Annotated in this window: 22 protein-coding genes, 1 tRNA gene and 1 pseudogene; 13 read left to right on the forward strand and 11 right to left on the reverse strand. The window is 69.0% G+C overall.

What is annotated here, in order from left to right:
* Window positions 1–9: 9 nt before the first annotated feature.
* Window positions 10–735 (forward strand): sulfite exporter TauE/SafE family protein, encoded by a 726-nt coding sequence (locus D1832_RS04955; RefSeq protein WP_182434661.1) that lies wholly within the window; start codon window positions 10–12, stop codon window positions 733–735.
* A gap of 3 nt (window positions 736–738) precedes the next feature.
* On the opposite strand, the gene selB is transcribed toward D1832_RS04955, so the two are convergent.
* The 3 genes from selB to D1832_RS04970 all read right to left on the reverse strand — a co-directional run bounded on the left by selB (window position 739) and on the right by D1832_RS04970 (window position 4,097).
* Window positions 739–2,532 (reverse strand): selenocysteine-specific translation elongation factor, encoded by a 1,794-nt coding sequence (gene selB / locus D1832_RS04960; protein ID WP_118912878.1) that lies wholly within the window; start codon window positions 2,530–2,532, stop codon window positions 739–741.
* Window positions 2,533–2,534: 2 nt separating this feature from the next.
* The gene (selA, locus tag D1832_RS04965; RefSeq protein WP_118912879.1) at window positions 2,535–3,824 is read right to left on the reverse strand and encodes an L-seryl-tRNA(Sec) selenium transferase; all 1,290 of its coding nucleotides are present in this window, start codon (window positions 3,822–3,824) and stop codon (window positions 2,535–2,537) included.
* 177 nt (window positions 3,825–4,001) lie between these two features.
* Window positions 4,002–4,097 (reverse strand) — tRNA-Sec (locus D1832_RS04970).
* 160 nt (window positions 4,098–4,257) lie between these two features.
* Between D1832_RS04970 and selD the strand changes: the two genes are divergently transcribed.
* A complete protein-coding gene (gene selD / locus D1832_RS04975) occupies window positions 4,258–5,232 on the forward strand; it encodes a selenide, water dikinase SelD (protein ID WP_047310563.1) in 975 nt (324 codons plus the stop codon).
* A 62-nt stretch (window positions 5,233–5,294) separates the two neighbouring features.
* On the opposite strand, the gene nrfD is transcribed toward selD, so the two are convergent.
* The 5 genes from nrfD to D1832_RS05005 form a co-directional block, all read right to left on the reverse strand.
* The gene (gene nrfD, locus D1832_RS04980; RefSeq protein ID WP_118912880.1) at window positions 5,295–6,542 is read right to left on the reverse strand and encodes an NrfD/PsrC family molybdoenzyme membrane anchor subunit; all 1,248 of its coding nucleotides are present in this window, start codon (window positions 6,540–6,542) and stop codon (window positions 5,295–5,297) included.
* A complete protein-coding gene (locus tag D1832_RS04985; RefSeq protein ID WP_118912881.1) occupies window positions 6,539–7,624 on the reverse strand; it encodes a 4Fe-4S dicluster domain-containing protein in 1,086 nt (361 codons plus the stop codon). The genes nrfD and D1832_RS04985 overlap by 4 nt, the downstream gene beginning before the upstream one ends.
* Complete coding sequence (gene fdh, locus D1832_RS04990; RefSeq protein WP_147362612.1) at window positions 7,621–10,902, reverse strand: formate dehydrogenase; 3,282 nt, start codon at window positions 10,900–10,902, stop codon at window positions 7,621–7,623. The genes D1832_RS04985 and fdh overlap by 4 nt, the downstream gene beginning before the upstream one ends.
* Before the next feature lie 77 nt (window positions 10,903–10,979).
* A complete protein-coding gene (locus tag D1832_RS05000) occupies window positions 10,980–12,320 on the reverse strand; it encodes a cytochrome P450 (protein WP_118913025.1) in 1,341 nt (446 codons plus the stop codon).
* 89 nt (window positions 12,321–12,409) lie between these two features.
* Window positions 12,410–13,312 (reverse strand): SGNH/GDSL hydrolase family protein, encoded by a 903-nt coding sequence (locus D1832_RS05005; protein ID WP_118912884.1) that lies wholly within the window; start codon window positions 13,310–13,312, stop codon window positions 12,410–12,412.
* A 93-nt stretch (window positions 13,313–13,405) separates the two neighbouring features.
* On the opposite strand from D1832_RS05005, the gene D1832_RS05010 reads away from it, so the two are divergent.
* Entirely contained in the window at window positions 13,406–14,062 is a 657-nt protein-coding gene (locus D1832_RS05010; RefSeq protein WP_118912885.1) for a histidine phosphatase family protein, read from the forward strand.
* A 73-nt stretch (window positions 14,063–14,135) separates the two neighbouring features.
* Here D1832_RS05010 and D1832_RS05015 read toward each other — a convergent pair whose 3' ends face one another.
* The gene (locus D1832_RS05015; protein ID WP_118912886.1) at window positions 14,136–14,873 is read right to left on the reverse strand and encodes a hypothetical protein; all 738 of its coding nucleotides are present in this window, start codon (window positions 14,871–14,873) and stop codon (window positions 14,136–14,138) included.
* Between the two features lie 148 nt (window positions 14,874–15,021).
* Here D1832_RS05015 and trhO point away from each other — a divergent pair, with 148 nt between their 5' ends.
* From trhO to D1832_RS05045, 7 genes and pseudogenes are all read left to right on the forward strand, one after another.
* The gene (trhO, locus tag D1832_RS05020; protein WP_241510867.1) at window positions 15,022–15,846 is read left to right on the forward strand and encodes an oxygen-dependent tRNA uridine(34) hydroxylase TrhO; all 825 of its coding nucleotides are present in this window, start codon (window positions 15,022–15,024) and stop codon (window positions 15,844–15,846) included.
* A gap of 81 nt (window positions 15,847–15,927) precedes the next feature.
* Window positions 15,928–17,622 carry an ABC-F family ATP-binding cassette domain-containing protein gene (locus tag D1832_RS05025; RefSeq protein WP_118912887.1) on the forward strand — a complete coding sequence of 565 codons (1,695 nt, stop codon included), beginning with the start codon at window positions 15,928–15,930 and terminating at the stop codon, window positions 17,620–17,622.
* A gap of 80 nt (window positions 17,623–17,702) precedes the next feature.
* A complete protein-coding gene (locus D1832_RS05030; protein ID WP_118912888.1) occupies window positions 17,703–17,876 on the forward strand; it encodes a CsbD family protein in 174 nt (57 codons plus the stop codon).
* Between the two features lie 198 nt (window positions 17,877–18,074).
* Window positions 18,075–18,449 (forward strand): annotated as a pseudogene (locus tag D1832_RS15720) (amino acid permease); the annotation flags it as partial.
* Window positions 18,450–18,570: 121 nt separating this feature from the next.
* A complete protein-coding gene (locus tag D1832_RS15725; RefSeq protein WP_241510889.1) occupies window positions 18,571–18,765 on the forward strand; it encodes a hypothetical protein in 195 nt (64 codons plus the stop codon).
* Between the two features lie 84 nt (window positions 18,766–18,849).
* A complete protein-coding gene (locus D1832_RS05040) occupies window positions 18,850–19,902 on the forward strand; it encodes an SAM-dependent methyltransferase (protein ID WP_241510868.1) in 1,053 nt (350 codons plus the stop codon).
* Between the two features lie 71 nt (window positions 19,903–19,973).
* Complete coding sequence (locus D1832_RS05045) at window positions 19,974–20,879, forward strand: phosphotransferase (RefSeq protein WP_241510869.1); 906 nt, start codon at window positions 19,974–19,976, stop codon at window positions 20,877–20,879.
* Between the two features lie 72 nt (window positions 20,880–20,951).
* Here the strand turns inward: D1832_RS05045 and D1832_RS05050 are convergent, their stop codons facing one another.
* The gene (locus tag D1832_RS05050; protein WP_118912889.1) at window positions 20,952–21,818 is read right to left on the reverse strand and encodes an endonuclease domain-containing protein; all 867 of its coding nucleotides are present in this window, start codon (window positions 21,816–21,818) and stop codon (window positions 20,952–20,954) included.
* Between the two features lie 639 nt (window positions 21,819–22,457).
* Here D1832_RS05050 and D1832_RS05055 point away from each other — a divergent pair.
* The gene (locus D1832_RS05055; RefSeq protein ID WP_118912890.1) at window positions 22,458–24,281 is read left to right on the forward strand and encodes a phosphoenolpyruvate carboxykinase (GTP); all 1,824 of its coding nucleotides are present in this window, start codon (window positions 22,458–22,460) and stop codon (window positions 24,279–24,281) included.
* Window positions 24,282–24,372: 91 nt separating this feature from the next.
* On the opposite strand, the gene D1832_RS05060 is transcribed toward D1832_RS05055, so the two are convergent.
* A complete protein-coding gene (locus D1832_RS05060; protein ID WP_147362613.1) occupies window positions 24,373–24,861 on the reverse strand; it encodes a hypothetical protein in 489 nt (162 codons plus the stop codon).
* A 61-nt stretch (window positions 24,862–24,922) separates the two neighbouring features.
* On the opposite strand from D1832_RS05060, the gene D1832_RS15125 reads away from it, so the two are divergent.
* Window positions 24,923–25,249, forward strand: coding sequence for a hypothetical protein (locus D1832_RS15125; RefSeq protein WP_147362614.1), 327 nt, complete (start codon window positions 24,923–24,925; stop codon window positions 25,247–25,249).
* A gap of 38 nt (window positions 25,250–25,287) precedes the next feature.
* Entirely contained in the window at window positions 25,288–25,896 is a 609-nt protein-coding gene (locus D1832_RS05065; protein ID WP_274541951.1) for a nucleoside/nucleotide kinase family protein, read from the forward strand.
* The last annotated feature ends 6 nt before the right edge of the window (window positions 25,897–25,902 follow it).

The following is a 25,902-nucleotide window of genomic DNA, read 5'->3' on the forward strand; positions in this document are numbered from 1 at the left end:
AGCTGTGACGTGGGCCTGAGCGGGACGACGTTCGTCCTGCTCGGGCTCCTCGTCTGCGCCGGTGCCTTCGTCCAGCGCATTGCCGGGTTCGGCCTGGCCGTCGTCGCGGCGCCATACGTCGTGACGTTCGCGCCGCAGGTCATGCCGGCGGCGCTTCTGCTCGTCGTCCTGCCCCTGCCTGTCGTCGAGATCCTGCGCAACGGGCGAGACATCCTGTGGCGCCCGTTCGGCTGGGCCATCGGGTTCCGTGCGCTCACCATGCCGCTCGGCGTCTGGGTCGTGGCGCACGCCTCTGGCGACGCCATATCCCTCGGGGTGGCCTTCATGGTGCTCGTCGCAGTGGCCGGGTCCCTCACCCGCGTGCGGGTACGCGCCGGGGCCGTGACGTCGTCCGTCGCCGGCGCCCTCACCGGCGTCTCGGCGACGGCTGCGTCGATCGGCGGTCCCTTCTTCAGCCTCGCGCTTCAGGAGGAGCAGCCACAACGCGCACGCTCCACGCTCGCGCCGTTCTTCCTCGTCGGTTCGCTACTGTCACTCACCGGTCTCGTCGTCGGGGGTCAGCTACCGCGCGATGCCTGGACGGCCGGCCTCGGGTGGCTGCCGTTCATGGCCGTCGGCGCGCTGCTGGCCCAGCCGTTGCGTCACCGTATCGATCAGGCTCGCTTCAAGCGGGTCGTTTTCGCCCTCGCGACGACGAGTGCGTTGGGCGTCATCGCCCGCGTTGCACTGACGTAGCGCTCACCGCACAACCGTGCGGGTATTGCCGTCGCGCCGGGTCCAGCCGCGAGCGTCGAGGTGCTCGAGAAGCGGGATGACGACACGGCGGGTCGTGCCGAGAGCCTGACGCGCATCGCTCGTCGTGAACGGCTGCGGGAGCGCCGCGAGCTCACGCATGGCCCGCGCCGGCGCATCCGGCAGCAGGACGATGTCCGCCGGCTGCGCTCGCAGGCGCAGCACGAGTCCCCGCTCGGCCGCGGCAGCGATCTCCCGGGAGCCGAGTTTCCAAGCGGTGAGGTCGTCGGCCTCAGGAGCATCGAAGGGGCTCGCCTGCAGGCGTTCACGGAGCTGGGCCAGGGCGGTGTCCGCTCCGCCCAGGTCACGTCGGTGTTCGGCGCCTCGCACGCGTCCGGCGTCCACGTCGAGGCCGGAGGCCGCGGCCAGCAGATGGACGACGGCGGGGGACGTGTCGAGTTCGCGCGCGAGCGCTGCAACAGCGACACCAGGGCTCAGCGGGTCACGGGCGTCGTCGCTCACGAGTTCGTCGAGTTGCTGCGACCACGCGGTCACCTGCGCGGCCGACACAGCCACGCGGTCGACGATCCCGAAGCCGTCTCCGTTCGGCAGAGCCAGCGGCCAGTCGCCCCAACCCGTCGCTCCGGCGCCTTCGAGCCAGGCGACCGAAACGTGCCCCCGGTCGACGACGAGATCGGACGCGCGGCCGCTCTCCCACACCGCCAACGTCGCGGCGCGGGCGGCTCCAGCACCGCGCCGTTCGAGCGGTGGCGGGTCGAGATCGAGCACGGTGGCGCCTGCGTGGATGCGCGCGGCCGAGTTGTCGCGCACGATGACGCGATCCCCCAGCCGCAACGGCAGCGGTGATTCGAGCCGCAGTCGGGCGGTCTCGTCGTCGAACGGCCGCACACGGGCAGGCACAGCCGCGGTGCCGACGTGCACGGAGACCTCACGCGAGGACTCCGACCACGCGCAACCCGTCTCACGGCGCACGTCGATCGTCGTGGACTCCAGACCCCCGGCGGGACGAAGCAGCGCGCTGCCGCGGGGAGCGGCGTCCCGGGTGATCCCGCGCAACCCCACAGCGCAACGCGAGACGGGGCCGACCTCGTCACGCGATTCTCCGAGCACCTGGAGAGAGCGGATCGTCGCGCGCTCGCCCGCGACGCTCACCTCGTCCCCCACGCGCAACGTGCCGTGGGCGAGTGTGCCGGTGACGACGGTGCCCGCACCCTTGACCGAGAAGGAGCGATCGAGCCACATCCGTACCGAGCCTTCACCGTCGAGCGGTGGCATGCCCGCCACGAGGTCGTCGAGGGCAGAACGGAGTTCACCGATGCCGTCACCCTGCACGGCGTCCGTCTCGACGACGCGCACGGCGCCGAGGGAGGTCTGCGCGATGTGCTCGAGAGCAGAGCGGCGCACTTCGGCGACGCGGTCGGCGTCGGCGAGGCCGCACCGGGTGAGGACGAGCAGACCCGTCTCGAGCCCGAGTGCGTCGATGGCGTCGAGGTGTTCGCTCGACTGCGCCTGCCACCCCTGATCGGCTGCGACCACGAGCATGACGGCGGGAGCGGGCCCGAGACCGGCCAGCATGTTGCCGATGAACCTTCGGTGGCCCGGCACGTCGACGAAGGCGACGTGCTCACCGCTCGGCAACTCCAGACCCGCGAATCCGAGGTCGATCGTGAGGCCGCGGCGCTTCTCCTCGGCCCACCGGTCGGGGTCGGTGCCGGTGAGCGCCTGAACGAGTGTGCTCTTGCCGTGGTCGACGTGCCCGGCCGTGGCGATGACCCGCATGGTCAGTGGCCCACGGCAGCAGCGACGGCGAGAATGGCCTCCCCCACTTCGTCCTCGGATTCGCTTGGCACACAGCGAAGGTCGACCAGGGTGCGCCCGCCGTTTGTCCGTGCGACCACGCACGGCTCGCCGAGCCGCAAGGGCTCCGCGAAGCTGTCGGGGAGGGCAACCGCGAGACTCGGCAACGGCACACCGGGGGCCCCACCACCACCGACGCGGGCGTCCACTTGGACGACGTCGCCGCCGACCCGGCGAGCGAGTCGTTCCGTGCGCTCGCGAAGGGTCTCCGGCGTTTCCCGAAGGGCTGTGAGGACGGGCGGGACGGGGCCTCGCAGGGTTGCTTCGAGGGCTGCGAGCGTCAGCTTGTCGGTGCGCACAGCACGAGCGAGAGGATGACGTCGGATGCGCTCGACCGCGTCGTCGTCGCCGAGCACGAGGCCGGCCTGCGGGCCGCCGAGGAGCTTGTCGCCGCTCGCAGTGACGACGGTGGCACCCTCGTCGAGCCACGTCGCGGCGTCGGGCTCGTCGGGCAGGACCCGTTCGGGCGCGAGGAGGCCGCTGCCGACGTCCGCGACGACGGGCAGGCCCAGTGTCGCGAGTTCAGCAACGCGCGGCACACCGGCGAAACCCTCGACGCGATAGTTGCTCGTGTGCACCTTGAGGATGACCCCTGCGTCCCCCGACGCAGCCTCGTAGTCGCGAAGGTGCGTTCGGTTGGTCGTACCGACCTCGCGCAGACGGATTCCTGCGGACTGGAGGAGGTCGGGCAGACGGAAACCGTCGCCGATCTCGACGAGTTCGCCGCGGCTGACGATGACCTCGCGCCCCTCGGCGAGTGTCAGGCAGGCCAAGAGCAACGCGGCGGCCCCATTGTTGACGACGAGGGCGCCCCCCGCTGCGGGGACGCGTTCGCGAAGAGCTTCGAGGGCGCCGCGGCCACGCGGTGCCCGACGTGCTGTGGCGGGGTCGAACTCGACATCGACGTGACCTGCTGCGGCGAGCAGCGCCTCGCGGGCAGCATCGCCGAGGGGCGCGCGACCGATGTTGGTGTGCACGACGACTCCGGTCGCGTTGATGACCCGTCGCAGCGTCGTCGCCGATCCGGGAAGCGCTTCGAGGGCGACCGTCGCCACGGCGTCGGGCGCGAGTTCGCCTGAACGAGCGCGGCGTTGGGCTTCGACGACAGACGCCTTGACGACGTCGACGCCGAGTCGGCGGACAGCCGAAGCGAAGCGCGCATCGGCGAGCAGTGCGTCGGTACGCGGGATGCTGCGGCGCGGGTCGTCACTCACCCGGCCATCCTCTCAGGCGAGCCTGCGAGGAAGCTCGCCGTGTCGCACCAAGACGGGGCCGAGCCCGCGAGGAAGGCCTGTGTCGCACCGAGCCAGAGGCCGAGCCTGCGAGGCCGCTGGCCGGAAGACGCGGCAAAAAACACAGGCCATTTGGGTCTGAGCTTGCGAAGAATCACATGGCGGAGGTGGACAGGAATCGAACCTGCCAAACCGAGATACTCGGTTTCACCGGTTTTGAGGACCGGGGGGCCCACCAGGAACCCTGACACCTCCGTGCTCAACGGTAGTGAATGTCGGTCCATTCACCAAGCGAACACGCTTTCGCGGATGGCGCGATTCGATCGTGCACGACCTGCGGCAGGCGCATCTCAGGCCGCCAGGTTCGCACCGGCCCCGATCACATCCCAGTGAGAGCCGTGCGTAGGGTCGGACCATGGAGCCGATTCGATTGACGCAGTTCGCCTCCGGTGGCGGGTGCGCGTGCAAGATCCCGCCCGGCGAGTTGGAGGAGGCGGTCAAGGGCCTCGTCGGTGAGCCGAACCCGAGCGTCCTCGTCGGGCTCGACGACGGTGATGACGCCGCAGCGGTCCGTGTCGGCAGCCAGGCCGTCCTGTCGACCGCGGATTTCTTCACCCCGGTCGTCGACGACCCGTACGACTTCGGGCGCATCGCCGCCACGAATGCGCTGTCGGACATCTACGCCATGGGCGGCACCCCTGTCGTCGCGATCAACCTCGTCGGGTGGCCGCGTGAACGCATCGGCCTCGACGTCATGGCCGAGGTGCTCCGCGGCGGCGCGGACATCGGCCGCGCCGCGAACTGCCCCGTCATCGGTGGGCATTCGATCGACGACCCCGAGCCCAAGTTCGGCATGGCCGTCACCGGCATTGCCGATCCGGCCAAGCTGCTGCGCAACGACGCCGCCGAGGCGGGCCTGCCGATCTCGCTGACGAAACCGCTCGGCTCGGGCGTGCTCAACAACCGTCACAAGCGCACGGGTGAGGTCTTCGCCCAGGCCGTCGACGTGATGACGACGCTCAATCGGGACGCCTCCGTCGCCGCGGTCGACGCCGGCGCGAAGGCCGCCACCGACGTCACGGGGTTCGGCCTGCTCGGCCACCTGTGGAAGATGATGCGCGCTTCGGGCGTGGCGGCGGAGATCGACGCCGCAGCCGTTCCCTACATCGACGGCGCCCGCGAGGCGGCACGTGACGGCTATGTCTCCGGCGGCACACGCCGCAACCTCGATTGGGTGGCCCCGCACATCGAGTCCGAGGTCGACGAGAACGAACTGCTTCTGCTCGCCGACGCCCAGACCTCCGGCGGGCTCCTCGTCATCGGCGAGGTGCCGGGCGCGCCGATCATCGGCCGCACTGTGAAGGGTGAACCCGGCATCCGGGTGCGCTAGGGATCGAGCGCGAAAGTGCTGGTTGTGCACGAAATATCGTGCACAACCAGCACTTTTCTCCATCAGTCCCGAAGGACCGGGTGACCGCCCGGCCCCGGCAACGGACGACGTCCGTCGGCCGTGCGCGGACCCGTCGTGATGTTGCCGGTCCCGCCGCGCTCGTCGAGGCGGCGCCGCTGCGGCGCCATCGTGTACTTCGGGTCCTTCGCCGACTCCATTCCCGCTTCGAACACGGCAAAACGGGTACACACCGAACCGGCGACGAAGCACGCTCCCGAAAGCACCGACGCCACCCGCGAGCGCCGCGCGAACAGCGCCGTCCCGACGGAGCCCGCCACGTTGAGCGCCAGACTCGCCTTGTTGAGCTTTCCGGCCGTTCCGTGGTGCAAGGGTTCGCCGACGCCGTGGGCGTCGAGGTGCTTCTCGAGCCGGTTGAGAGCCACGAGGTCGACGGACGACCCGATGAGCGCGAGTGCACGGGCCGGCCCCGCGTGCGCCACCGGCGTCCACACCATCGCGTTTCCGCTCGCCGCGGCCGACGCCGAGCCGGCGAACACGAACGGCAGGTGATGACGCGACTCGGCCCACATCGGCGTTGCCGTGTTCGACAGCAGCACAGCGGTGTACGTCGCGAGCGGGCCGGCAGCCAGCGCACCCAGCGCAGCGCTCGGCGCCTCCACGAGTTCGAGTGCGTCCTCGATGAATCCGAGAACGCCGGCGCGCCGAGGTGCCACCGCCCCGCGGCGCACACCACCGACCCCGGCGGCGGCCTCTTCCGCGCGCCCCATGAGCAAGGCCAACGAACCGCTGTTCTTGCGCGGCAGCAGACGCAGGGTCTCCAACCCGGCGAGCGGCACTGCGCCCCCGGCGAACGCGGAGAAGATCCACGTACCCACCGACATCGGGGAGCTCAGTTTCGCCACCCGCAACATGTTGTAGAACCGTTCGGGTCGCCCGAGGTCCACGACGAGCGCAGCGCCGCTGACCGCCGTTGCCACTCCGGACGTCAGGCGCGTGACGCGTCGCAAGGGCGCGTTCGCCGTCACGTACGCGCCAGCCGCGAGCAGCTGCGATCCCGCCGCGAGCCCACCGGTGAACAGGTAGATCGGAATCGGCGCCTCCCACGGCACCGGCTTGACCACGTTGTGCCCGTAGTACGAGTCGAACTCCACGTCCGGCACGAGCGCGCGCTCGCCGCGTCCCTCGCGGCGGTCGTTCAACCAGTCCGTCGGACGGCGACGCTTGTCACCGCCACCACGGCGGCGGCGTGGACCCTCGGGGTCACGGTAGGAATCGAGCGGGTTGGTCACACGCCACCCCCGACGAACGCGATGGCGGCCGCAGCCGCCATGCCGCCGGCCGCGGCGAGCATTCGCTTGTACGACGACGCGAGGTGTCGTGACGGCGCCACCGGGTCGGGCGGCAGCCCGTACACCTCCGGGTCGTCGAGGAGCAGGAACACTGAACCGGTGCCGCCCACACCGTCGTCACTGCCCGCGCCGTACAGGCGCGCTTCCGTCATGCCGCGGGCGTGAAGCTCGGCCACGCGCTCCTCGGCGAGGCGCGTCATCTCCGACAGCGGCCCGAACTTGATCGATGTCGTGGGGCACGTCTGCGCGCACGCGGGCGTCTGCCCCTCGGTGAGCCGGTCGTAGCAGAGCGTGCACTTCTGTGCGTTGCCGTGGTTGATGACGGCGTCCTTCTCACGACGCTCGACCACGCCGAACGGGCACCCGCCGACGCAGTACCCACAGCCGTTGCACACGTCGGCCTGGATGACGACGGTGCCGAACTCGCTGCGGAAGATCGCTCCCGTGGGGCAGTTGTCGAGGCACCCCGCATGGGTGCAGTGCTTGCAGACGTCCGACGACATGAGCCAGCGGAAATCGGGCACGTCGCTACCGGCGGTCGGCGTCAGGCCCGCCGGCGACGACGCCAGAGCGAACACGTCGACGTCGAGCGAGGTCTCAGGCTGCACGCCGACCGCGCCACTGGGCGTCTCGGTCGACGCAGCACTGCGCACACTCGGCATACCGAGGTCGACCAGCTTGCGCCCCGACTTCCGGGCCGCCGCGATGCGCTCCCCCGACTGCTCGACGAACGCGACGTGACGCCACGTGTCGGAGCCGAGCTCTCCCGTGTTGTCGTACGAGTGGCCCGTGAGCCCGTACCCGTCCTCCGGGTTGCGGTTCCACTCCTTGCAGGCCACCTCGCACGCCTTGCAGCCGATGCAGATGGACGTGTCGGTGAAGAAGCCGACCCGCTCCGCGAGCGGCTCGTTCGGGGCCCCGCCCGTGCGCTCCGTCGCCGCGTGCGTACCCCACGCGGCCTCCTTGGCCGGGTCGCCCGCGCCGCCGAACTGGCGCGCGACGTAACTCGTCAGTGCGCTCATGCGTCGTCTTCACTCTCCTCGACATCGCCCTGGGCGAGGTCGTTGCCCGTCATGACGGTCGTGCCTGCGCGGCTCTGGTACTCGGCGACGAACCGTTCCAGCGCTTCCCCCTCGGGGCGCCTGCCGGCACGAATGTCGCACATGCCGATCTTGCCCTCCTGGATCTGCGTGTTGCGATCGAGCACGACGCCGAACAGGTCGTTCGCGGAATCGCCTGCCACCTGGGCGAACTCACTCGAACCCCAGTGATACGGCATGCCGATCGTGTGCACCGTGCGTCCGCCGATGCGTAGCGGTCGCGCTCGCTCCGTGACGAGGACGCGCGCCTCGATCGCGGCACGGGCCGAGACGACGGTGGCCCATCCGCCGTTCTCGAGCCCACGCTCCTGCGCCAGCTGAGGCGAGACCTCGACGAACATCTCCGGCTGCAGTTCCGCGAGGTACGGCAACCACCGGCTCATGCCGCCGGCGGTGTGGTGCTCGGTCAACCGGTTCACGGTGAACATGAACGGGTAGACGTCGCCGCCGGGCGTACCGAAACTCGGTGCGTTGAGGTTGTCCTTGCGTTCGAAGACGACGCGCGTCGGGTTGGCCTGCTGTCGGTACAGCGGGTTCGCCAGGGGTGACTCGGCCGGCTCGTAGTGCGCCGGTAGCGGGCCGTCGACGAGGCCGAGCGGGGCGTACAGCCAGGCCTTACCGTCGGCCATCATGATGAACGGGTCGTCACCGGCGAGGCCGTCAGGCCCGCCGACTCCCTTGTCCGGCCGGTAGGAGGGTGCCGTCGCCGCCGGGAAGTCGGGGATGTCTCGGCCCGTCCAGCGGCCGGCCTCCTCGTCCCACCACACGAGCTTCTTGCGCTCGCTCCACGGCTTGCCGTCGCGGTCGGCCGACGCCCGGTTGTAGAGCGTGCGCCGGTTCGCCGGCCACGCCCACGCCCACTCGGCGGCCGTCTCGTCCTGCTCGTCGCCGGGCTTGCGTCGCGCTGCCTGGTTGACGCCGTCGGCGTAGACGCCCGCGTAGAGCCAACAGCCGGACGACGTCGAGCCGTCGGCCGCGAGGTCGACGTAGGTCGAAAGCGGTTTGCCCTCGGCGTCGGTGCCGTTGATCTCCGCGATGACGGATTCGGGCACCACCTCGCCGCGCTCGTCCTTCGCGTAGTCCCACGTCATGGCCCGCAGCGGCAGGTCGCGCGGGTCATCGGAATCAGCCAGGCGTGCCCGAATGCGCACACCGACCTCGTGGAAGAAGTCGAGTTCGCTCTGCGCGTCACCCGGCGGGTTGACGGCCTTGTGGCGCCACTGCACGAGGCGCTGCGTCTGGGTGAACGAGCCGGCCTTCTCGACGTGCGTGGCCGCCGGAAAGAAGAACACCTCGGTGTCGATGTCCTCGGTCTTCCACTCGCCGGACGCGATCTCCGGCGCGTCCTTCCAGAACGTGGCCGTTTCGATGAGCTGGAAGTCGCGCACGACGAGCCACTTGAGGTGACGCAACCCGTTGCGCTGCAGCTTGCCGTTCGCCGACCCGACGGCCGGGTTCTGGCCGAGGACGAAGAAGCCCTCGACGTCGCCGTCGATCATGCCCATCATCGACTGGTAGGTGCCGTGGGCACCCGTCAGACGCGGCATGAGGTCGAGTCCGAAGTTGTTCTCGGGCGTCGCGTGCTCGCCGAACCAGGCCTTGAACAGCGAGACGGCGTACGCGTCCGCGTTGGCCCAGTAGCCCTTCGCGTCCTTCGACGCGATGGAGTCGACGTAGTCCTCCATCGTCTCGTGTTCCGCGACGCGCGGCATCGGCAGGTAACCCGGCAGCAGGTTGAACAGCGTCGGGATGTCGGTGGACCCCTGGATCGTCGCGTGCCCTCGCAGCGCCATGATGCCCGCGCCGGGGCGTCCGACGTTGCCCATGAGCAGCTGCAGGATGGCCGCCGAGCGGATCATCTGCGCGCCTGAGACGTGCTGGGTCCAGCCGACGGCGTAGGCGAACATCGTGGTGCGTTCGCGCCCGGAGTTCGCGACGAGGGCATCGGCGACGTAGCGGAAGTCCTCCGGCGAGACGCCGCAGACCTCCTCGACGAGCTCGGGTGTGTAGCGCGCGTAGTGACGCTTGAGGATCTGGAAGACCGTGCGGGGATCGGTCAGCGTCTCGTCGCGCAGCACCTCGGCGTGGGCGAGCGAGGGCCCGCCGGAACCGTGCGACTCCGCACCACCCGACGCGTGATGCCCGGACGAACCACTCTTCTCGTCGCTCGACGTGCCCTGCTCGCCGGAGGGGTCGGCGTACTGCCACGAGCTCTGGTCGTACTGACCCGTCTCGGGGTCGTAGCCGGAGAACAGCCCGTCGAGGTCTTCGGTGTCGACGAAGTCCTCACTGACGAGCGTCGCGGCGTTCGTGTACGCGACGACGTAGTCGTGGAAGTACGCGTCCGTCGACAGGACGTGGTTGATGAGCGCACCGAGGAAGACGATGTCGGAGCCACCACGGATGGTGACGTGCTTGTCGGCCACCGCCGAGGTGCGCGTGAAGCGCGGGTCGATGTGGATGACCTTGGCGCCGCGCGCCTTGGCTTCGGTCACCCACTGGAAACCGACGGGGTGACACTCGGCCATGTTCGATCCCTCGATGATGATGAGGTCTGCATTCGCCATGTCCTGCAGTGGATTAGTGGCTCCACCACGCCCAAATGAGGCCCCCAGACTGGGAACCGTGGCGCTGTGTCAAATACGCGCCTGGTTCTCGATCTGTATGGCCCCGGCTGCGGTGAACAGCTTCTTGATGAGGTAGTTCTCCTCGTTGTCGAGCGTCGCTCCGCCCAACGAGGCGATACCCATCGTTCGCCTCAGGAAGTTGCCCTTCTCGTCGCGCTCCTGCCAGGTGCGTCGACGCGTGTCGAGGAACCGCTCGACCACCATGTCGATGGCCCTGTCGCGCTCGATCGGCTCGAAGTCGGTGCCGCCGGGCTTGCGGTAGAGCACCTGCTTGATCCGCGAGGGGTTGTTGACGAGCTGCTCGCTCGCCGCACCCTTGGGGCACAGTCGGCCACGCGAGATGGGGCTGTCCTTGTCGCCCTCGATGGCGACGACCTTCTCGTCCTTGACGAAGACGCGCTGGCCGCAGCCGACGGCGCAGTAGGGGCACACCGACTGGACGCTGCGGTCGGCCGTCGTCGTGCGCGGCTCGAGCGTGCGCGTCTTCTCGCTCGTCACAGCCGGGCCGCGGCCGAGGAAGTCGCCCGAGCGCACCTGACGCAGGACAGGCCATTCAAGTGGTGACAGACCCATGATGCCGCCCTCTCTGCGCGTCGGTTACTTCCTCAGTTCAACCCTACCCGGCGGCTGCCACAACGCCTCGGAGCCACTCAGTTCGAGCGCTGCACGAGGCGGGCGGGAAGCGTCTCGTACCCGCGCAGAATGCGCGTCGGTCGGCGGCGCGCCCCGGGAAGCAACTCGACGTTGAAGCGGTCGAAGAAGGCACGCAGGCCCACCTCTCCCTCCATACGGGCGAGCGCCGCTCCGAGGCAGAAGTGCCGGCCCGCGGAGAAGGACAGGTGGTCGCGGGCGTTCTCGCGGGTGACGTCGAAGGCGTCGGGGTTGTCGAAGACCTGCGGGTCGCGGTTCGCGCCGGCGAGCACGAGCGTCGTCATGGAACCCTCACCCACGCGCTGTCCGGCCACCTCGGTGTCTTCTGGCGCCGAGCGCCCCGTGAGCAGTACGGGCGGGTCGTAGCGCAGTGCCTCGTCGACGGCGTTGCCCCAGCCGGACGGGTCGGCGCGCAGGCCCGCCAACTGCTCGGGGTGCTCGACGAGCAGCCGGATGGCATTGCTCAACAGGTTGACGGTCGTCTCGAAACCGGCGGCGAGCACGAGGCCGGCGGTGGCCTTGAGCTCACGCTCGCTGAGGCGCCCCTCGTCGTCCGTGGCGTGCAGCAGCGTCGAGAACAGGTCGTCACCGGGGTTGGCGCGCAGGTGGTCGAAGTGCTTTCCGAGCCATTCGTCGAACTCGTCGAGGGCGCCGTCGACGGTGCGGAACGTCGACCAGTCGATGCCGAGGTCCAGGCTCGCTGCGGCATGTCCGCCCATGCGCAGGACGTTGGCCCGCTCGCTCTCGGGAACGCCGAGGATCTCCGAGATGATGGCGACCGGCAGCTTCTCGCAGTAGGCGGCGACGAGGTCGACCGGCCCGCCCCTGGCCGCGAGTTCGTCGAGTAGGTCGGCAGCGATTGCCTCCGTCCGCTCGCGCAACCCCTCGACGGCGCGCGCGGTGAACACCCGCGAGACGAGCTTGCGGTAGCGGGTGTGGTCGTCGCCGTCGGTGACGAGCATCGACGGCGGCTCCACGGGGTGCAGGCCCTCGCGCCGGGCCCACTGCACGAGGCGCGAGATCGCCGGGCGGTCGTCACCGGGGAAGCCGGTGCGGAACTGGGTGGAGCTGAGCACCTCCTTGACGACGGCGTGGTCAACGCTGACGTAGGAAAACTTGCTGCGCACGAGCGGACCCTGCGCGCGGATCTGGTTGAACAGCTCGGCGATCTCCTCGGGCGAGAGGTTCTGGGCCTCGACCGTGAGGCGCGCCTGGAGGTCACCCTTGTCGGCTCCGTCCTTGAGGACGCGGCTCGGCACCGCATGCGTCAGGCCCCAGCGCACGAGGGGCTTCACCCTGTTCGTCACCACGCCACTGACGAGCTCTGCAGTCGTCGTCATCACCGTCACCACCAGATCTCGGAAGTTGTGCCGCAGATCACACTACCGACGTAGTGAGTGGCGCGCAGCCAACTCCCCTTTCGGATGGCTCAGGGTTTGCGACCGCTCTCGTACAGCTCGACCGCCTTCTTGTCGCCGGCCCAGAACGCTACGGCGTCCCCCTTGACCGACGGCAGTTTCGGCCGGTTCGCCGGCGACGGCTTCTTGCCCCAAGCCGAGCCGACGACGGTGCTCGGGTTCGCCGGGCGCCCCTGGGGGAACGCGACGGCTAGGGCGTTGGCGTACATCGCGGCACGGTAGCGCGAGCCGAGACGGTCGTCGTGGATCCGATCCCCCTCGACCCACTCCTCCTCGCGCTCGGCTCGCCAGTCGTAGAGCCGCAGATTGGGGTAGCGCTTCGTCGCGTCGCGCAGTTGAGCATCCATGTCGCGCATGTACGCGTCGTTGTACGACCCGTTCGTCGCGATCGTCGCCGGCAGGGGCCACAACACGGGCCGCCCCTTCGTCGCCTTCACGACGGTGTCGATGCGCTGGCGGATCTTCATGTTGCTGCCGGTGTGGTCGTTCGCCGCGTCGTTTGTGCCGGTGGCGATGACGTAGCAGCCCTTGAACGTCGAGGTGAGCTTCGGCGTCAGCACGTCCATGACGTTGGGCCGGTTCATGAAGCGCTCGAAGACAGACCGGCCGCCGGAGGCGTTGACGTACAGGTTCTTGACGCCGACGTTCGCGAAGCGCGCCTCGAGCCGCTCCGCCCGGTTCGGAATCTGGTCCTTGCTCACCATGCCGACACTCACCGAATCACCGACGTAGACGACGTCCGTGCACGAGGTCTTTCCGTTGAACGGCTGCGTCGAGGAGTTCGCCGACGTTCCTGAGTTCGATGTCGATGCCTTCGACTCGCCGTTCCTCGAACCGTCCGATCCACCGTCGCCGCTGCAGGCACTCAGCCCGAGGACGGAGACGAGGCACAAGACGGCGGGGGAAGGCTTCATCGCTTCATCATGGCGAAGGTCGGGCGTCACCGCACCTTCTCGACCGCGAGACACGCTCCCGGCGGGTGTCGGCTGCGGTGATTCAATCGGGGCATGACCACGCTGCACCTCATTCGGCACGGACAGACTCCGAACAACGTCGCAGGTGCCCTCGACACCGCACTGCCCGGCGCCGGCCTCACCGATCTCGGCAAGCGCCAGGCCGAGGATCTCGTGCGCCGCTTTGACGGCACACCCCTCGATCGCGTCGTCTCCTCAGCGCACCGCCGCGCCGTTCTGACGGCCGCGCCACTCACTCGCGCACGGGCGCTCGAGCCTCTGCAGGACGAGGGCTTCGGCGAAGTGGGGGCCGGCGATCTCGAGATGATGACGACGCACGAGTCGCACGTGACCTACCTGACGACCGTCTTCGACTGGTCCGAGGGCGAGCTCGACGAGCGGATGCCCGGCGGCCCCGACGGCCACTCGGTTCTCGAACGCTACGAGGCCGCCATCGCGCGCGCCGTCGAAGGGCTCGCGGACGACGCAGCGGTCGCCGTCGTCAGCCACGGCGCCGTCATCCGCCTCTGGGCGACGTCGCAGGCGTCCGGCATCACGCCCAAGGACGCCGAGCACAAGCGCCTGCTCAACACCGCGGTCGTGACGCTCGAGGGACGCCCGGGTGACTGGCGCTTCGTCGGGTGGGACGACCCGAACATCGTCGACGCGGGTGCCTCCGACCCCACGGCGGACGCCGAGGACGACGACTGAGGGCTCCCACGCATTCGGGGCCGAGCCACGCGTGAGGCGCTGCTCCGCCCCGAAGCCGATGGATGCCGCGAAATCAGGAGTTGACGGCGCCCGTCGAGGCCGAGGAGGAAGCCGAACCCTGGCCCGCCGACGGTGACTGCTGCGTCGACCCGCCCTGACCGCGCTCGCCGTGCGGGCTGTGGCCTCCACGCGGACCGTGGGAGTCGAGCGTGACGGTCTTGAAGTCCGCGCTCACCGCGTAGGCAACGCGCTGGCCCGACTTCGTGCCGAGCGCGACGTAGCCACCCTGGGGCGTCTTGAACGCGTGCTCGACGGTGACCGCAGCATCCTTCGCCTTCACGGCGCTCTTGACGCTCGTCAGGGTCGAGCCGGTGACGTCGGCGGTGCGCTGCTTGCCGTCGTGACCACCGGGCCCGCCGCGCCCATCACGCCCACTGGGGCCGCCCGGACCGCCGGTGCGCACCTCGACCGTCTTGAGGTCCTTGCTCACCTCGACCACGACCTTCGCACCGCTCTTCGTGCCCAGCACGTCGTACGAGCCGTCCGGATCAGCCATGACGCGCTCGATCGAGACCGCGGCATCCTTGGCCTTGACGGCGTTGACGACGCTCGTCTTCGTCGCTCCGGTCACCTCGGTGTGCTGGTGACCGCCGGGGCCACCCTTGCCCGCGTCCCCGGAATGAGCCTGCGTGCTCGAGGAACTGGACGGCGTGGGAGCCGGCGACTGCGAGTTCGCCAGCGCGGCTCCGGAAACGGCCAGCGTGCCCGCCGCGCCGAGGCCGGCCACGATCTTCATCGTGTTGTTCGACATCTTCTTCCCTTCTCTCATGAGGAGTTGAGGGGCAGCTCGCACAACGCAGGCTGCCCCCACCGCCCGAGAGAACGGCCCGAGGCTGTGACGAGGCTGTCAAACGTCCCGTCACCGCGCTGTGAGCGCGGTGTACGCGACAATGGTCGACATGAGCAGCACGCGTGATCGCCGTCCCGACCCGACGACGTTGAGCGACCTGCCCACCCGCGGCGACCACATCGCGTTCTACCGGTTCGCCGCCTTCGACGACGTCGACGCCGCCGTGGCGCGTCTGCGCGAACTCACCCTCGGGCTCAGCGGTTCGGTGCTCGTCGCGTCCGAAGGCGTCAACGGGATGCTGGCCGGCACGCCGCAGCAGATCGATGCCTTCCTCGAGACCGCGAGCGCCGACGCGACGGTCGCTCACGCTTTCGACGGCATCGTCGTCAAGCGCACGGCGTTCGAGCGCCCGCCGTTTCGTCGCATGCTCGTCAAGGCGAAGAAGGAGATCGTGCCCCTCGGCGTCGACGGCCTCGACATGCCGAACCGCATGGACGACGTGCACGCGACTGACGTGCCGCCCGAGCAGTGGCGTGAACTCATCCGCCGCGACGACGTCGTCGTCCTCGACAACCGCAACAGCTTCGAATACGGCGTCGGCCGCTTCCGTGACGCCGTCGATCCGGGCGTCGTGAACTTCCGCGACTTCGCCGACTACGTCGAAGACCACGCTGACGAGTGGCGCGAGAACGGCACGAAGATCGCGATGTACTGCACGGGCGGCATCCGCTGTGAGAAGTCGAGCCCCTGGATGCAGGATCTGGGGCTCGAGGTCTTCCAGTTGCAGGGCGGCATCCTCAACTACTTCCAGCAGATGCCGGACGCCGAGCAGGACTGGGACGGTGAGTGTTTCGTCTTCGACGAGCGCGTCAGCCTCGACACGAAGCTGCGCGACACCGGCCGCACCCGCGAGGAGATCGACGAGCCGCGCTGACCGGTTGAGCCCGGCGAAAAATCGGGTGCCGACGACGGCGCCCCACTCGTACGGTGGGAGCTTCCGGACCCGAGGAGGCCCATGCATCCGAACCCACCCCGCGGCACACACCTTCGTCTCGACGGCATCTCGAAGAGCTACCCCGACCGCCGCGTCCTGACCGACATCTCCTTCGCCGTCGCCGCCGGCGAACGGGCCGCGCTCATCGGGGAGAACGGCACCGGCAAGTCGACGCTCCTGCGCATCGTCGCGGGCCTCGAGGACGCCGACGTGGGGAAGGTGAGCGCGCCCGGCGAGGTCGGCCTGTTCCACCAGCAGCCGCCGTTCTCACTCGATCTCACCGCCGATGAGGTGCTCCGGGACGCCGCCGCGCCCCTGCGCGCTCTGGGCGACGAGGTGACGTCGGCCGGTGAGCACCTGGCCGCGCACCCCGACGACCCCGGAGCGGGTACTCGACTCGAGCTCGCCCTCGCCGAGGCCGAACGGCGCGGCGTGTGGGAGCTCGACCACACGATCGACGAGTTGGTCGAGGGCCTCGGCATCGCCGACATCCCCCGCGAGCGCCCTGTACGAGAGGTCTCCGGGGGCCAACTCGCCCGCTTCTCCCTCGCGTGGATGCTCGTGCGCCGCCCCGAGACGCTCCTGCTCGACGAGCCGACGAACCACCTCGACGACCGCGGCGCCGAGTTGCTCGCGCGCATGCTCCACACATGGCCGGGGCCCGTGCTCATGGCGAGCCACGACCGCGCCTTCCTCGACGAGTCGGTGAGCCACCTGCTCGACCTCGATCCGCGGCCGATGCCGCGACGTCAGGTCGATCGCGTCGCCGACGCCTCCGACGCAGGCGCAGCCCACGGCGTCACCCGGTTCACCGGCACCTACTCGCAGTACGTCGTCGCCCGGGCCGACGAACTGACGCGCTGGCAGGAGCAGTACGAGCGAGAGCAGGACGAACTGAACCGTCTGCGCGGGCGACTCCACGACGATCACCGCGTCGGGCACCCCGAGCGCGGGCCGCGCACCGAGGCGCGCGGCGCGAAGAAGTTCTACTCCGACCGCAATGCCACCGTCGTCGCTCGCCGGGTCAACGATGCCCGCACCGCCCTCGAGCGCCTCGAGGACGAGCAGGTGCGCAAGCCGCCGAAACATCTGCGGTTCAACGCCGACCGGTCACTCGCCGCGGCCCGCCGCGCCGGCGAGTTGCCGAGCGGAGCGCTCGTCACGGCGTCGAACGTCACCGTCCGAGATCGGTTGCGCCCGACGAGTCTCGCGCTCGCAGCCGGAGAGCGTCTGCTCGTCGAGGGCCCGAACGGATGCGGCAAGTCGACACTGCTCGAGGCTCTTGCGGGGCGCATCGCTCCCGACGACGGCAGCGTCACCGTCGCCCCGCGCGGGAGCGTCGCCCTGCTCGGCCAGGACGCCGAAGTGAGCGGTGACGACTGCGTCCGCGACACGTACGAGCAACTCGTCGGCGCCGAACTCGCTGCCAGACGTCCGCTGGCCACGTTCGGTCTCATCGCCGGACGCGACGAGACCCGGCCGGTGAACAGCCTGAGCGTCGGGCAACGGCGCCGGCTGGACCTCGCCGTCCTGTTGGCGCTCCCGCCTGAAGTCCTGCTTCTCGACGAGCCGACCAACCACTTCTCCCTGCTCCTGTCCGAAGACATCGAGCGTGCCCTGGCGGACTACCCCGGGGCGGTCGTCGTCGCGAGCCATGACCGGATGTTGCGCCGACGCTGGGGCGGCCAGCGCTTGGAGCTCCACCCACCCGAGTGAGCCGGTGAAAAACCTCTGGCCAGGGCGAAGGGCCCGGGGTAGGGTCGAAGCAACTGTCATCGAGTGAAAGGAGTTCAGCAATGGGTTTCGACGACAAGCTGGACAATGCCAAGGACGAGAAGTTCGGCCAGGCCAAGGAGGCCTACGGCAAGGCGACCGACAACGAGCAGCTCGAGGCCGAGGGTAAGGGCGACCAGGGCGTCGCCAACCTCAAGCAAGCCGGTGAGAAGATCAAGGACGCTTTCAAGAAGTGATCGTTCTCGGTGTCTGACACCGCTTGTACGAGAGGCGCATCTCCCGATTCGGGAGGTGCGCCTCTTGCCGTGTCCGGCTCACGTGATCCGCGAAGGAGCATCGAATTGTGACCTGCATTACCTGACGGTAGTCGTCTACCAAGCGGTCAACAGGTCACAGCTCGATTGCATCTGCTGTGGCGCATCCTCAGCTTCTACGTGGGCACCATCACGCTTCTGTGCTTCCTCCTGCCGACCGCGCAGTACAAGCAGGGCGAGTCGCCCTTCGTCACTGTGCTCGACCGCGTGGGCTTCCACGTCGGTGGCGTGCGCATGGCAGACATCATGAACGTCGTCCTCATCTCGGCCGTCGCGTCGTCGATGAACTCGGGCCTGTACTCGACCGGCCGCGTGCTGCGCTCGATGGCCGTGGCCGGTACGGCGCCGCGCATCCTCGGCAAGATGAGCCGCACCCAGGTTCCCTACGCCGCCATCCTGGCGGCGGCCGCCTTCGGTGCGATCGGCGTCGTCATCAACTTCAAGTGGCCGTCGCACGCCTTCGAGATCGCTCTCGAGGTCGCCACCCTCGGCATCATCGGCGTCTGGTCGATGATCCTCATCTCGCACATGATGATGGTCCGCAAGACCGCGCGGCGAGCTGGAGCGTCCGGACTTCCGCCTCAAGGGTGCGCCGGCGCTCAACATCATCGCGCTCGTGTTCCTCGCTGCGGTTCTCGTGCTCATCGCGATCGACCCGACGGACAGCAGCCCCGAGTCGGCCGCTGCCGTTCGCTTCGGCGGCCCGATCCTCGTACTCCTGCTCGTCGGCGGCTGGTTCCTCGTGCGCAACCGCATCGACGCCGCGGTCTTCGACGACATCGACGACGGTGACGAGTACGTCACGAGCTGATCGCTCACCCGTTCCACGCGCTGCGGCCGCCGTCCCCTTCCCGGGGCGGCGGCCGTACGCGTCCTCACGCCTAGACTGACTGACGTGATCGACCTTCCCGTCCTGTTCTCCACGACCGCCGACTACTACCGCTTCGCCGTCGTCGAACTACGCCGCGAGGCCGACGTGGAGAAGGTGACGCGCGTGGGTGAGGACGCGGGCTTCGTCCAGTTGAAGAACGGCGGCATCGAGCGACTTCACGAACTCGCCTCGTCCGGTTACCTGCGCTTCTGCAAGCACTTCGCCGCCGTCGAGAAGCACGCGACGACGAAGTCCCTTGAGCACGAGGACGCCGAGGAGATCGCCGAGTGGGCCTTCGACGGCATCGCCACGCGCCTCGAGGCACTGGCCGACTCCGGCGAGTACACGCCCGGTTCGGCCATCTCCCTGCACACATGGGATTCGGGGCAGGGCCCGTGGGCGCCCGGCAAGGTGCGTCGGCCCCTCCTCGAGATGCTCATGGACGAGGGCGTCCGGGTGGTGCCCGGCGGCGCCGACCTCGCGCTGTCGGTCTGCCTCGGTGAGGACCGGGTGACGACGGGTGTCACGCCCTCGCGCTACGCCCTGTCCGACTGGGCGGGTGGACGCATCCGTCTTGCCTCGCGCAAGGAGCAGGTCAGCCGCGCGGAGTTCAAGCTCGAGGAGCTGTTCACCCACATCGACCTGCCCGAGGGGGACGTGGCCGTCGACCTCGGCGCCAGCCCTGGCGGGTGGACACGCATCCTGCGTTCGCGCGGGTACGGCCACGTGCACGCCGTCGACCCGGCCGGTCTCGACCAGCGCGTGCTCGACCTGGGCGGCGTGGAACACCACCGGACGACGGCCGGGGAGTTCGTCGCTACCTTCCCGCGTCGGGTCGACCTCATCGTCAACGACATGCGGATGCCCCCGCAGCTGTCGGCCCACACGATGCTCGAGGCGTCCGACATGCTGAACCCGGGCGCAACGGCGATCGTCACGCTGAAGTTGGGCACGAACAACCCGGTCAAGCAGGCCGACGAAGCTGTGAACATGCTGAGCGAGGCGTACGACATCACCTTCGCCCGACAGCTGCAGCACAACCGGCACGAGATCACCGTCGTCGCATTGCGCGCCTGACGCTGCGTTTCGCCCGACGCTGGGGAAAATCGGTCGCCGCGCGAGGATCCGGCTGTAAAACTCCCGACACCATGAGTTCCGCACCCGACGCCGCGCTGGCCACTCAGCTCCTGCGCGAGCAGGCACCGCACCTCGCCCAGCTTGCCGTGCGCCCGAGCCCGGCCTCCGGCAGCAGCAACTGGGTGTTTCGCGTTGGAGGTCACCTCGCACTTCGCCTCCCACGCTCCGACGACTACGCCACGGATCTGGGCAACGAGGTCACCTGGCTGCCGACGCTCGGAGCCGGCGTGAGGACGCCGATCCCGCGCGTCGAGTTCGTCGGAACGCCGAGCGAGACATTCCCTCGACACTGGGCCGTCGTCACCTGGATCGAGGGTCGAACTCCGACGAACCTCGACGCTTCGGCGCAGCGGTCGCTCGCGTCGTCACTCGGGGAGTTCGTCGCCGAGCTTCACGCCGTCGACACGGACGGCGAGGTCGGCGGCGCCGAGCGTTGGGGTTACCGGTGCGGCGATCCGGTGACCGACGCCACCGACGCGTGGGTCGACGAGGCCGCCGCCACGCTGAGCGACCTCTTCGACCCGACGCAGGTGCGCCTGGCCTGGTCACGCCTGCGGGAAGTGGAGGCCGCGACCGGCTCCCGGACCTGGGTGCACACCGACCTTTCGGCCGAGAACGTCCTCGTCAGGGACGGCGGCACCCTGGCCGGCGTCATCGACTTCGGCGCACTCGGCGTGGGCGACCCTGCCGTCGATCTGCTCTACGCGTGGGATCTGTTCGACGCTCCAGCACGCGCCGTGTTCGCCCGTGCCGCCGCAGCCGACGAAGCCACGACGGCGCGCGCCCGCGCGTGGGCCTTCCCGGGCCCGGGCCTCGTGACGCTCGCGGAGTACCGCGATTCGATGCCCGAACGCACGGTCCGCCTCACCCGCATGGTCGAGGCCGTCGCGGCCGACGTCGGGGTCCGCCTGCGCTGAGATCGCCCAACGTTGGGAGTTTTCCGGCCACGCAGCATCCCTTCGGCTGCAAAACCCCCAAGGTTGGGGGTTTTACGCGAGCTGTCGGAAGTGGGGGCGCCAACCGTCCGACAGCCGTACCGAACGGCCGCGGCGCTCCAGGGCCGCGGCGACTGCCCTCACCGTTCCGGCCGGGTCGCGGTAGATGCCGTGGGACACAACGCGGATGACCTCCCACCCCTCGGTGCGCAGGGACATTTCGCGCTCGATGTCCGCATGCTTCTGAGCCTCAGTGACGTAGTGGTGGTCCCCGTCGTACTCGATCGCGATCTTGAGATCCGGGTATGCGAGATCCAGCCTTCGACGACGCCCGCAAGCCACCACCTCGAACTGCGCGACCGGCTGGGGTAACCCCGCCAACACGAGCAGGACCCGTAGCCGCGACTCCATGGCCGACTCGGCACCGGCATCCACGAGCCTCACCAGGTCTCGAGCGCGCCCTGGCCCCGCACCGCGGGACGACCACGACGCAAGCGCCGACTCCGGTTCCACCCCGGGCAGCCTGAGAACGGCGTCCGCGAGCACGACGACGTCGACGAGCGACAGCCGGGGCAAACACTCACGCACGAGGTCGACCGGCGCCGTCGTCGGCAGCCGCAACCGCACCGAGGGAACCCAAACGCTCGACGTCTTCGAGTTTCGGAGGTGACGGTGCACGACCAGTCCCGCACCGCGCACGTCCCGGCTCGCCGGGATGCTCACCGACACGCCCTCGGACCACGGCACCGGCAGACCCCACAGGAGCGCCGCATCGAGTCGCGAGATCCGCGCGCCCTCACCACACCGTCGCACCGCTGCGACGCAGCGGAGCCCGTGCCCCACCTGCACGCGGGCATCGACGAAGACACCCCGGAACAGACGGCGTACGTCCGCGCTGTCGAGGTCGCTCCGACTCAGCACTGGCTGCGAGAGCCTCGTCCGAGGTGAACGGGAGCGCGCCGAACCTGTCCAGGGCAGCACGTCGACGAGCTGCCACGCTCTGGCGCGACGGACGCGCTCCGGACGAGGGGAAAGAGGCGGAAGCAGAAGGGGCCATACCTCCAGCGTCGCGATTTGGCGCCGACCACCGCGAAAGTTATCCACAGCCCACGAGGATGCCGACAAGACCGGCGAATAGGGCGAATCACCCAACGTTGTGAGTTCGCAGCCAACACCACACCGTTCGGCTGCAAAACCCCCAAGGTCGGGGGTTCGTCGCCCGACCCCATCCCGGGAGCCGTCGTCGCGCCTCGGCACCCCGTGCCGCAGGTCACGTCGATGGCGGTAAATGTTCGATTCTCGAACCGTTAATGAACATTTCCGACATTGGTGGCAGAAACCCAACAGCGCACCATGCGTTTGTGAGCCACGTCACAACTTGGAACGCTTAGCCACTTATATTTCGACGTCGAGATACCCGTACGTTCGAGGAGTCCCACCGGGCGCTCCCCTTCGACTCCTCGAAGTCGGCTGCGCGCCGGGACGACCGACGACAGCGATGACTCGGGTGGCGAACGGAGATCCCGTTCGGGCCCGCTCGCACAAAGGATGGCCGATCCAATGACTACGACTGACATCGAGATGATCGGCGGCACGACGCACAAGGGCCTTGCCGCCTGGGTTGCCGAGGTCGCCGAGATGACCACCCCCGACCGCATCCAGTGGGTGACGGGTTCGGACGAGGAGTGGAAGCAGATCACGGACAAGCTCGTCGAGACGGGCACGTTCACGCGCCTCAACGAGGACATCAAGCCGAACTCGTTCTACGCCGCCAGCTCCCCGCAGGACGTCGCGCGCGTCGAGGACCGCACCTACATCTGCAGTGTCGACGAGAAGGACGCCGGGCCCACCAACAACTGGATGGACCCGAACGAGATGAAGGACATCATGCGTGGCCTCTACAAGGGCTGCATGAAGGGTCGCACGATGTACGTGATCCCCTTCGTCATGGGTCACCTGGAGGCCGAGCACCCGATGTTCGGTGTCGAGATCACCGACTCCGAGTACGTCGTCGCGTCGATGCGCGTCATGGCCCGCTGTGGCACGAAGATCCTCGACCGCATCGAGGAGCTCGGTGACGACGCCCGCTACGTCCCGGCCCTGCACTCGGTCGGCGCCCCGCTCGCCGACGGCGAGAAGGACGTCGCGTGGCCGTGCAACGACGAGAAGTACATCGTGCAGTTCCCCGAGGAGCGCACGATCTGGAGCTTCGGCTCCGGCTACGGCGGCAACGCCCTGCTCGGCAAGAAGTGCTACTCGCTGCGCATCGCCTCGGTCATGGCACGTGATGAGGGCTGGCTGGCCGAGCACATGCTCATCCTGAAGCTCATCTCCCCGGAGAACCAGGTCTACTACATCGCTGCGGCCTTCCCGAGCGCCTGCGGCAAGACCAACCTCGCCATGCTCAAGCCGACCGTTCCGGGCTGGAAGGTCGAGACCCTCGGCGACGACATCGCCTGGATGCGTTTCGGCAAGGACGGCCGCCTGTACGCCGTCAACCCGGAGTTCGGCTTCTTCGGCGTCGCGCCGGGCACGAACGAGCACACCAACCCGAACGCCATGAAGACGATCAACAAGGGCAACTCCGTCTTCACGAACGTCGCGCTCACCGAGGACGGCGACGTCTGGTGGGAGGGTCTCGAGAACCCGCCGGCCAAGGCCACGGACTGGAAGGGCAACCCCTGGACGCCCGACAGCGACGAGCTGTCCAGCCACCCGAACAGCCGCTACTGCACTCCGATCGAGCAGTGCGACATCCTGGCCGACGAGTACAACGACCCGCAGGGTGTGCCGATCTCGGCGATCCTTTTCGGTGGCCGCCGCAAGACGACGGTTCCGCTCGTCACCGAGGCTCGCGACTGGCTGCACGGCACCTTCATGGGCGCCACGCTCTCGTCCGAGACGACGGCCGCCGCGACCGGCCAGGTCGGCGTCGTGCGCCGCGACCCGATGGCCATGCTGCCCTTCATCGGCTACAACGCCGGTGACTACTTCCAGCACTGGGTCAACGTCGGCAAGGACGCGGACGCGAGCAAGCTGCCCGCGATCTTCTACGTCAACTGGTTCCGCCGTGACGACAACGGTGACTTCCTGTGGCCCGGCTTCTCCGAGAACAGCCGCGTCCTCAAGTGGATCATCGAGCGCATCGAGGGCAAGGCCGCAGCGGTCGAGACCCCGATCGGTCACGTTCCGACGCCGGAGTCGCTCGACGTCGAGGGCCTCGACATGACGGACGCCGAGCTCGAGGCCGCCCTCGCGGTCGACGTCGAGGAGTGGAAGGCCGAGATCCCGCAGATCGAGGAGTGGTTCGCCAAGTTCGGCGACCAGCTCCCGGTTCAGCTTCAGGTCGAGCTCGACGGCCTCAAGGAGCGCCTCGGCGCCTGAGCCCATCAGACGTGGCGGTCCCGGCCGACCGTCACTTGACCGTCGTCGGTCACGCAACCTCCCGTTCGCTGCTCGCGAGCGGGAGGTTGCGTCATCTCCGTCGTCCGCCCACCGAGCGTCCTACGGACAGTTCGCAGGTACGCCCCGTACGCTCGAAGTCAACCGCACGTCCCCGTTCCCCGAGGAAACCGATGTCACGCTCGTTCGCCCTGACCGCCGCCGCCCTCGCGCTGCCGCTCGCTCTCGCGGCCTGCGGCAATTCCTCACCCGACGCCGAGGGGCAGCCCTCCGCGACCTCGACGTCCGTTTCGACCTCGAGCGCCACCTCGGGGGCCGGGCAGTCGTCCTCGACGAGCAGTTCCACCGGCACGAGCACCAACTCATCGGGCTCGACGCAATCGTCCGGCGCGGCGAGCTCGACCTCGGCCGAGAGCACGGCCACCCCATCGAGCTCCTCGCAGCCCTCCGCCGTGGGACACGTGTCCGTCTCGCCGTCCACAGCACAGGGGAAGGCGCCCACCCCGACGCAGGTGAAGAAGTCCGCACTGGAGAACACCCCCGTGTCGTCTGTACACGTCACCACTCCTGACGGGGGCCCTCAGACGGGCGCAGCCGTCGCCACCCAGAGTCTCGTGACGTCGGTGAACGGTCGTACCCTCTCCTACACGTACAGCGCGTCGGGCAAGCAGCACCTCTACCGTTCGCAGCTCAACAACGCGGTCATCGCGGCGCCGAACAGCCGCGGCGTCACGATCGACTTCGGTGACGGCAGCGGCATGGACGGCGCCGACCTCGGCGCGCTCCAGTGCGCACCGAAGTCGCCCCTCGCTGCATTCGCCGACAAGTTGCCGACGCAGACCCACACCTACGCGGCCGCGGGGACGTACACCGTCACGACCACCACGTACTTCTGCGGCGACTCGGGCCCGGTGAGCAAGTCCTCGACGCAGAAGGTGACGATCAACTGATCACGTTCGCCGAGGCCCGCGAGGGGCTCTTCTCGGCGCTGCACGCGTCACCGCACGACCGGCTCGTCCTCGCTGTGGCAGGCGCACCCGGCGCAGGCAAGTCCACCGTCTGCGAGCTCCTGCTCGCGGAAGCGCAGAACCGCGACGTGTCGGCGATCGTCGTCCCGATGGACGGCTGGCATCTCGCGCACCGAACACTGGAACGACTCGGCCTCGCGCAGGTCAAGGGAGCACCCCAGACGTTCGACGCCGAAGGCTTCGTCGCCCTGGTGGCCCGTATCGCGGGGCAGCGGCCCGGGGATCCGTCCGTTTGGGCGCCCGAGTTCCGGCGCGAGATCGAGGACGCCGTCACCGGCGCCGTCGAGATTCGCCCCGAACACCGTCTCGTCGTCGTCGAGGGCAACTACCTGCTGCTCGACGAGCACCCGTGGCGCAACCTCGCCGGCTTCTTCGACACCGCATGGGTCCTGACGCCCGACGAATCGACTCGCCGCATCCGACTCGTGGAACGTCACGAGCGCTACGGGCGCAGCACGGAGGACGCTCGAGCGCACGCTCTCGGCTCGGACGAGACGAACGCCCGCCGCATCGAGCACAACATGGTCGCGCGGGCGGGGCTCACCGTCCTGGAGGTCGACCCGGGCTGATCACCC

This window comes from Dermacoccus abyssi, assembly GCF_003515945.1.
In the GTDB taxonomy this organism is placed as follows: domain Bacteria; phylum Actinomycetota; class Actinomycetes; order Actinomycetales; family Dermatophilaceae; genus Dermacoccus; species Dermacoccus abyssi.

Excerpts from the sequence above, each read along its gene's own strand:
- D1832_RS05025 (WP_118912887.1), top strand. The coding sequence starts at position 15,928 with ATGCATCCGAACCCACCCCGCGGCACACACCTTCGTCTCGACGGCATC.
- D1832_RS05015 (WP_118912886.1), bottom strand. The coding sequence starts at position 14,873 with ATGTCGAACAACACGATGAAGATCGTGGCCGGCCTCGGCGCGGCGGGC.
- selD (WP_047310563.1), top strand. The coding sequence starts at position 4,258 with ATGGAGCCGATTCGATTGACGCAGTTCGCCTCCGGTGGCGGGTGCGCG.
- D1832_RS05045 (WP_241510869.1), top strand. The coding sequence starts at position 19,974 with ATGAGTTCCGCACCCGACGCCGCGCTGGCCACTCAGCTCCTGCGCGAG.
- D1832_RS05000 (WP_118913025.1), bottom strand. The coding sequence starts at position 12,320 with ATGACGACGACTGCAGAGCTCGTCAGTGGCGTGGTGACGAACAGGGTG.
- D1832_RS05055 (WP_118912890.1), top strand. The coding sequence starts at position 22,458 with ATGACTACGACTGACATCGAGATGATCGGCGGCACGACGCACAAGGGC.
- D1832_RS04985 (WP_118912881.1), bottom strand. The coding sequence starts at position 7,624 with ATGAGCGCACTGACGAGTTACGTCGCGCGCCAGTTCGGCGGCGCGGGC.
- selB (WP_118912878.1), bottom strand. The coding sequence starts at position 2,532 with ATGCGGGTCATCGCCACGGCCGGGCACGTCGACCACGGCAAGAGCACA.
- D1832_RS05030 (WP_118912888.1), top strand. The coding sequence starts at position 17,703 with ATGGGTTTCGACGACAAGCTGGACAATGCCAAGGACGAGAAGTTCGGC.
- D1832_RS05010 (WP_118912885.1), top strand. The coding sequence starts at position 13,406 with ATGACCACGCTGCACCTCATTCGGCACGGACAGACTCCGAACAACGTC.
- trhO (WP_241510867.1), top strand. The coding sequence starts at position 15,022 with ATGAGCAGCACGCGTGATCGCCGTCCCGACCCGACGACGTTGAGCGAC.
- D1832_RS05005 (WP_118912884.1), bottom strand. The coding sequence starts at position 13,312 with ATGAAGCCTTCCCCCGCCGTCTTGTGCCTCGTCTCCGTCCTCGGGCTG.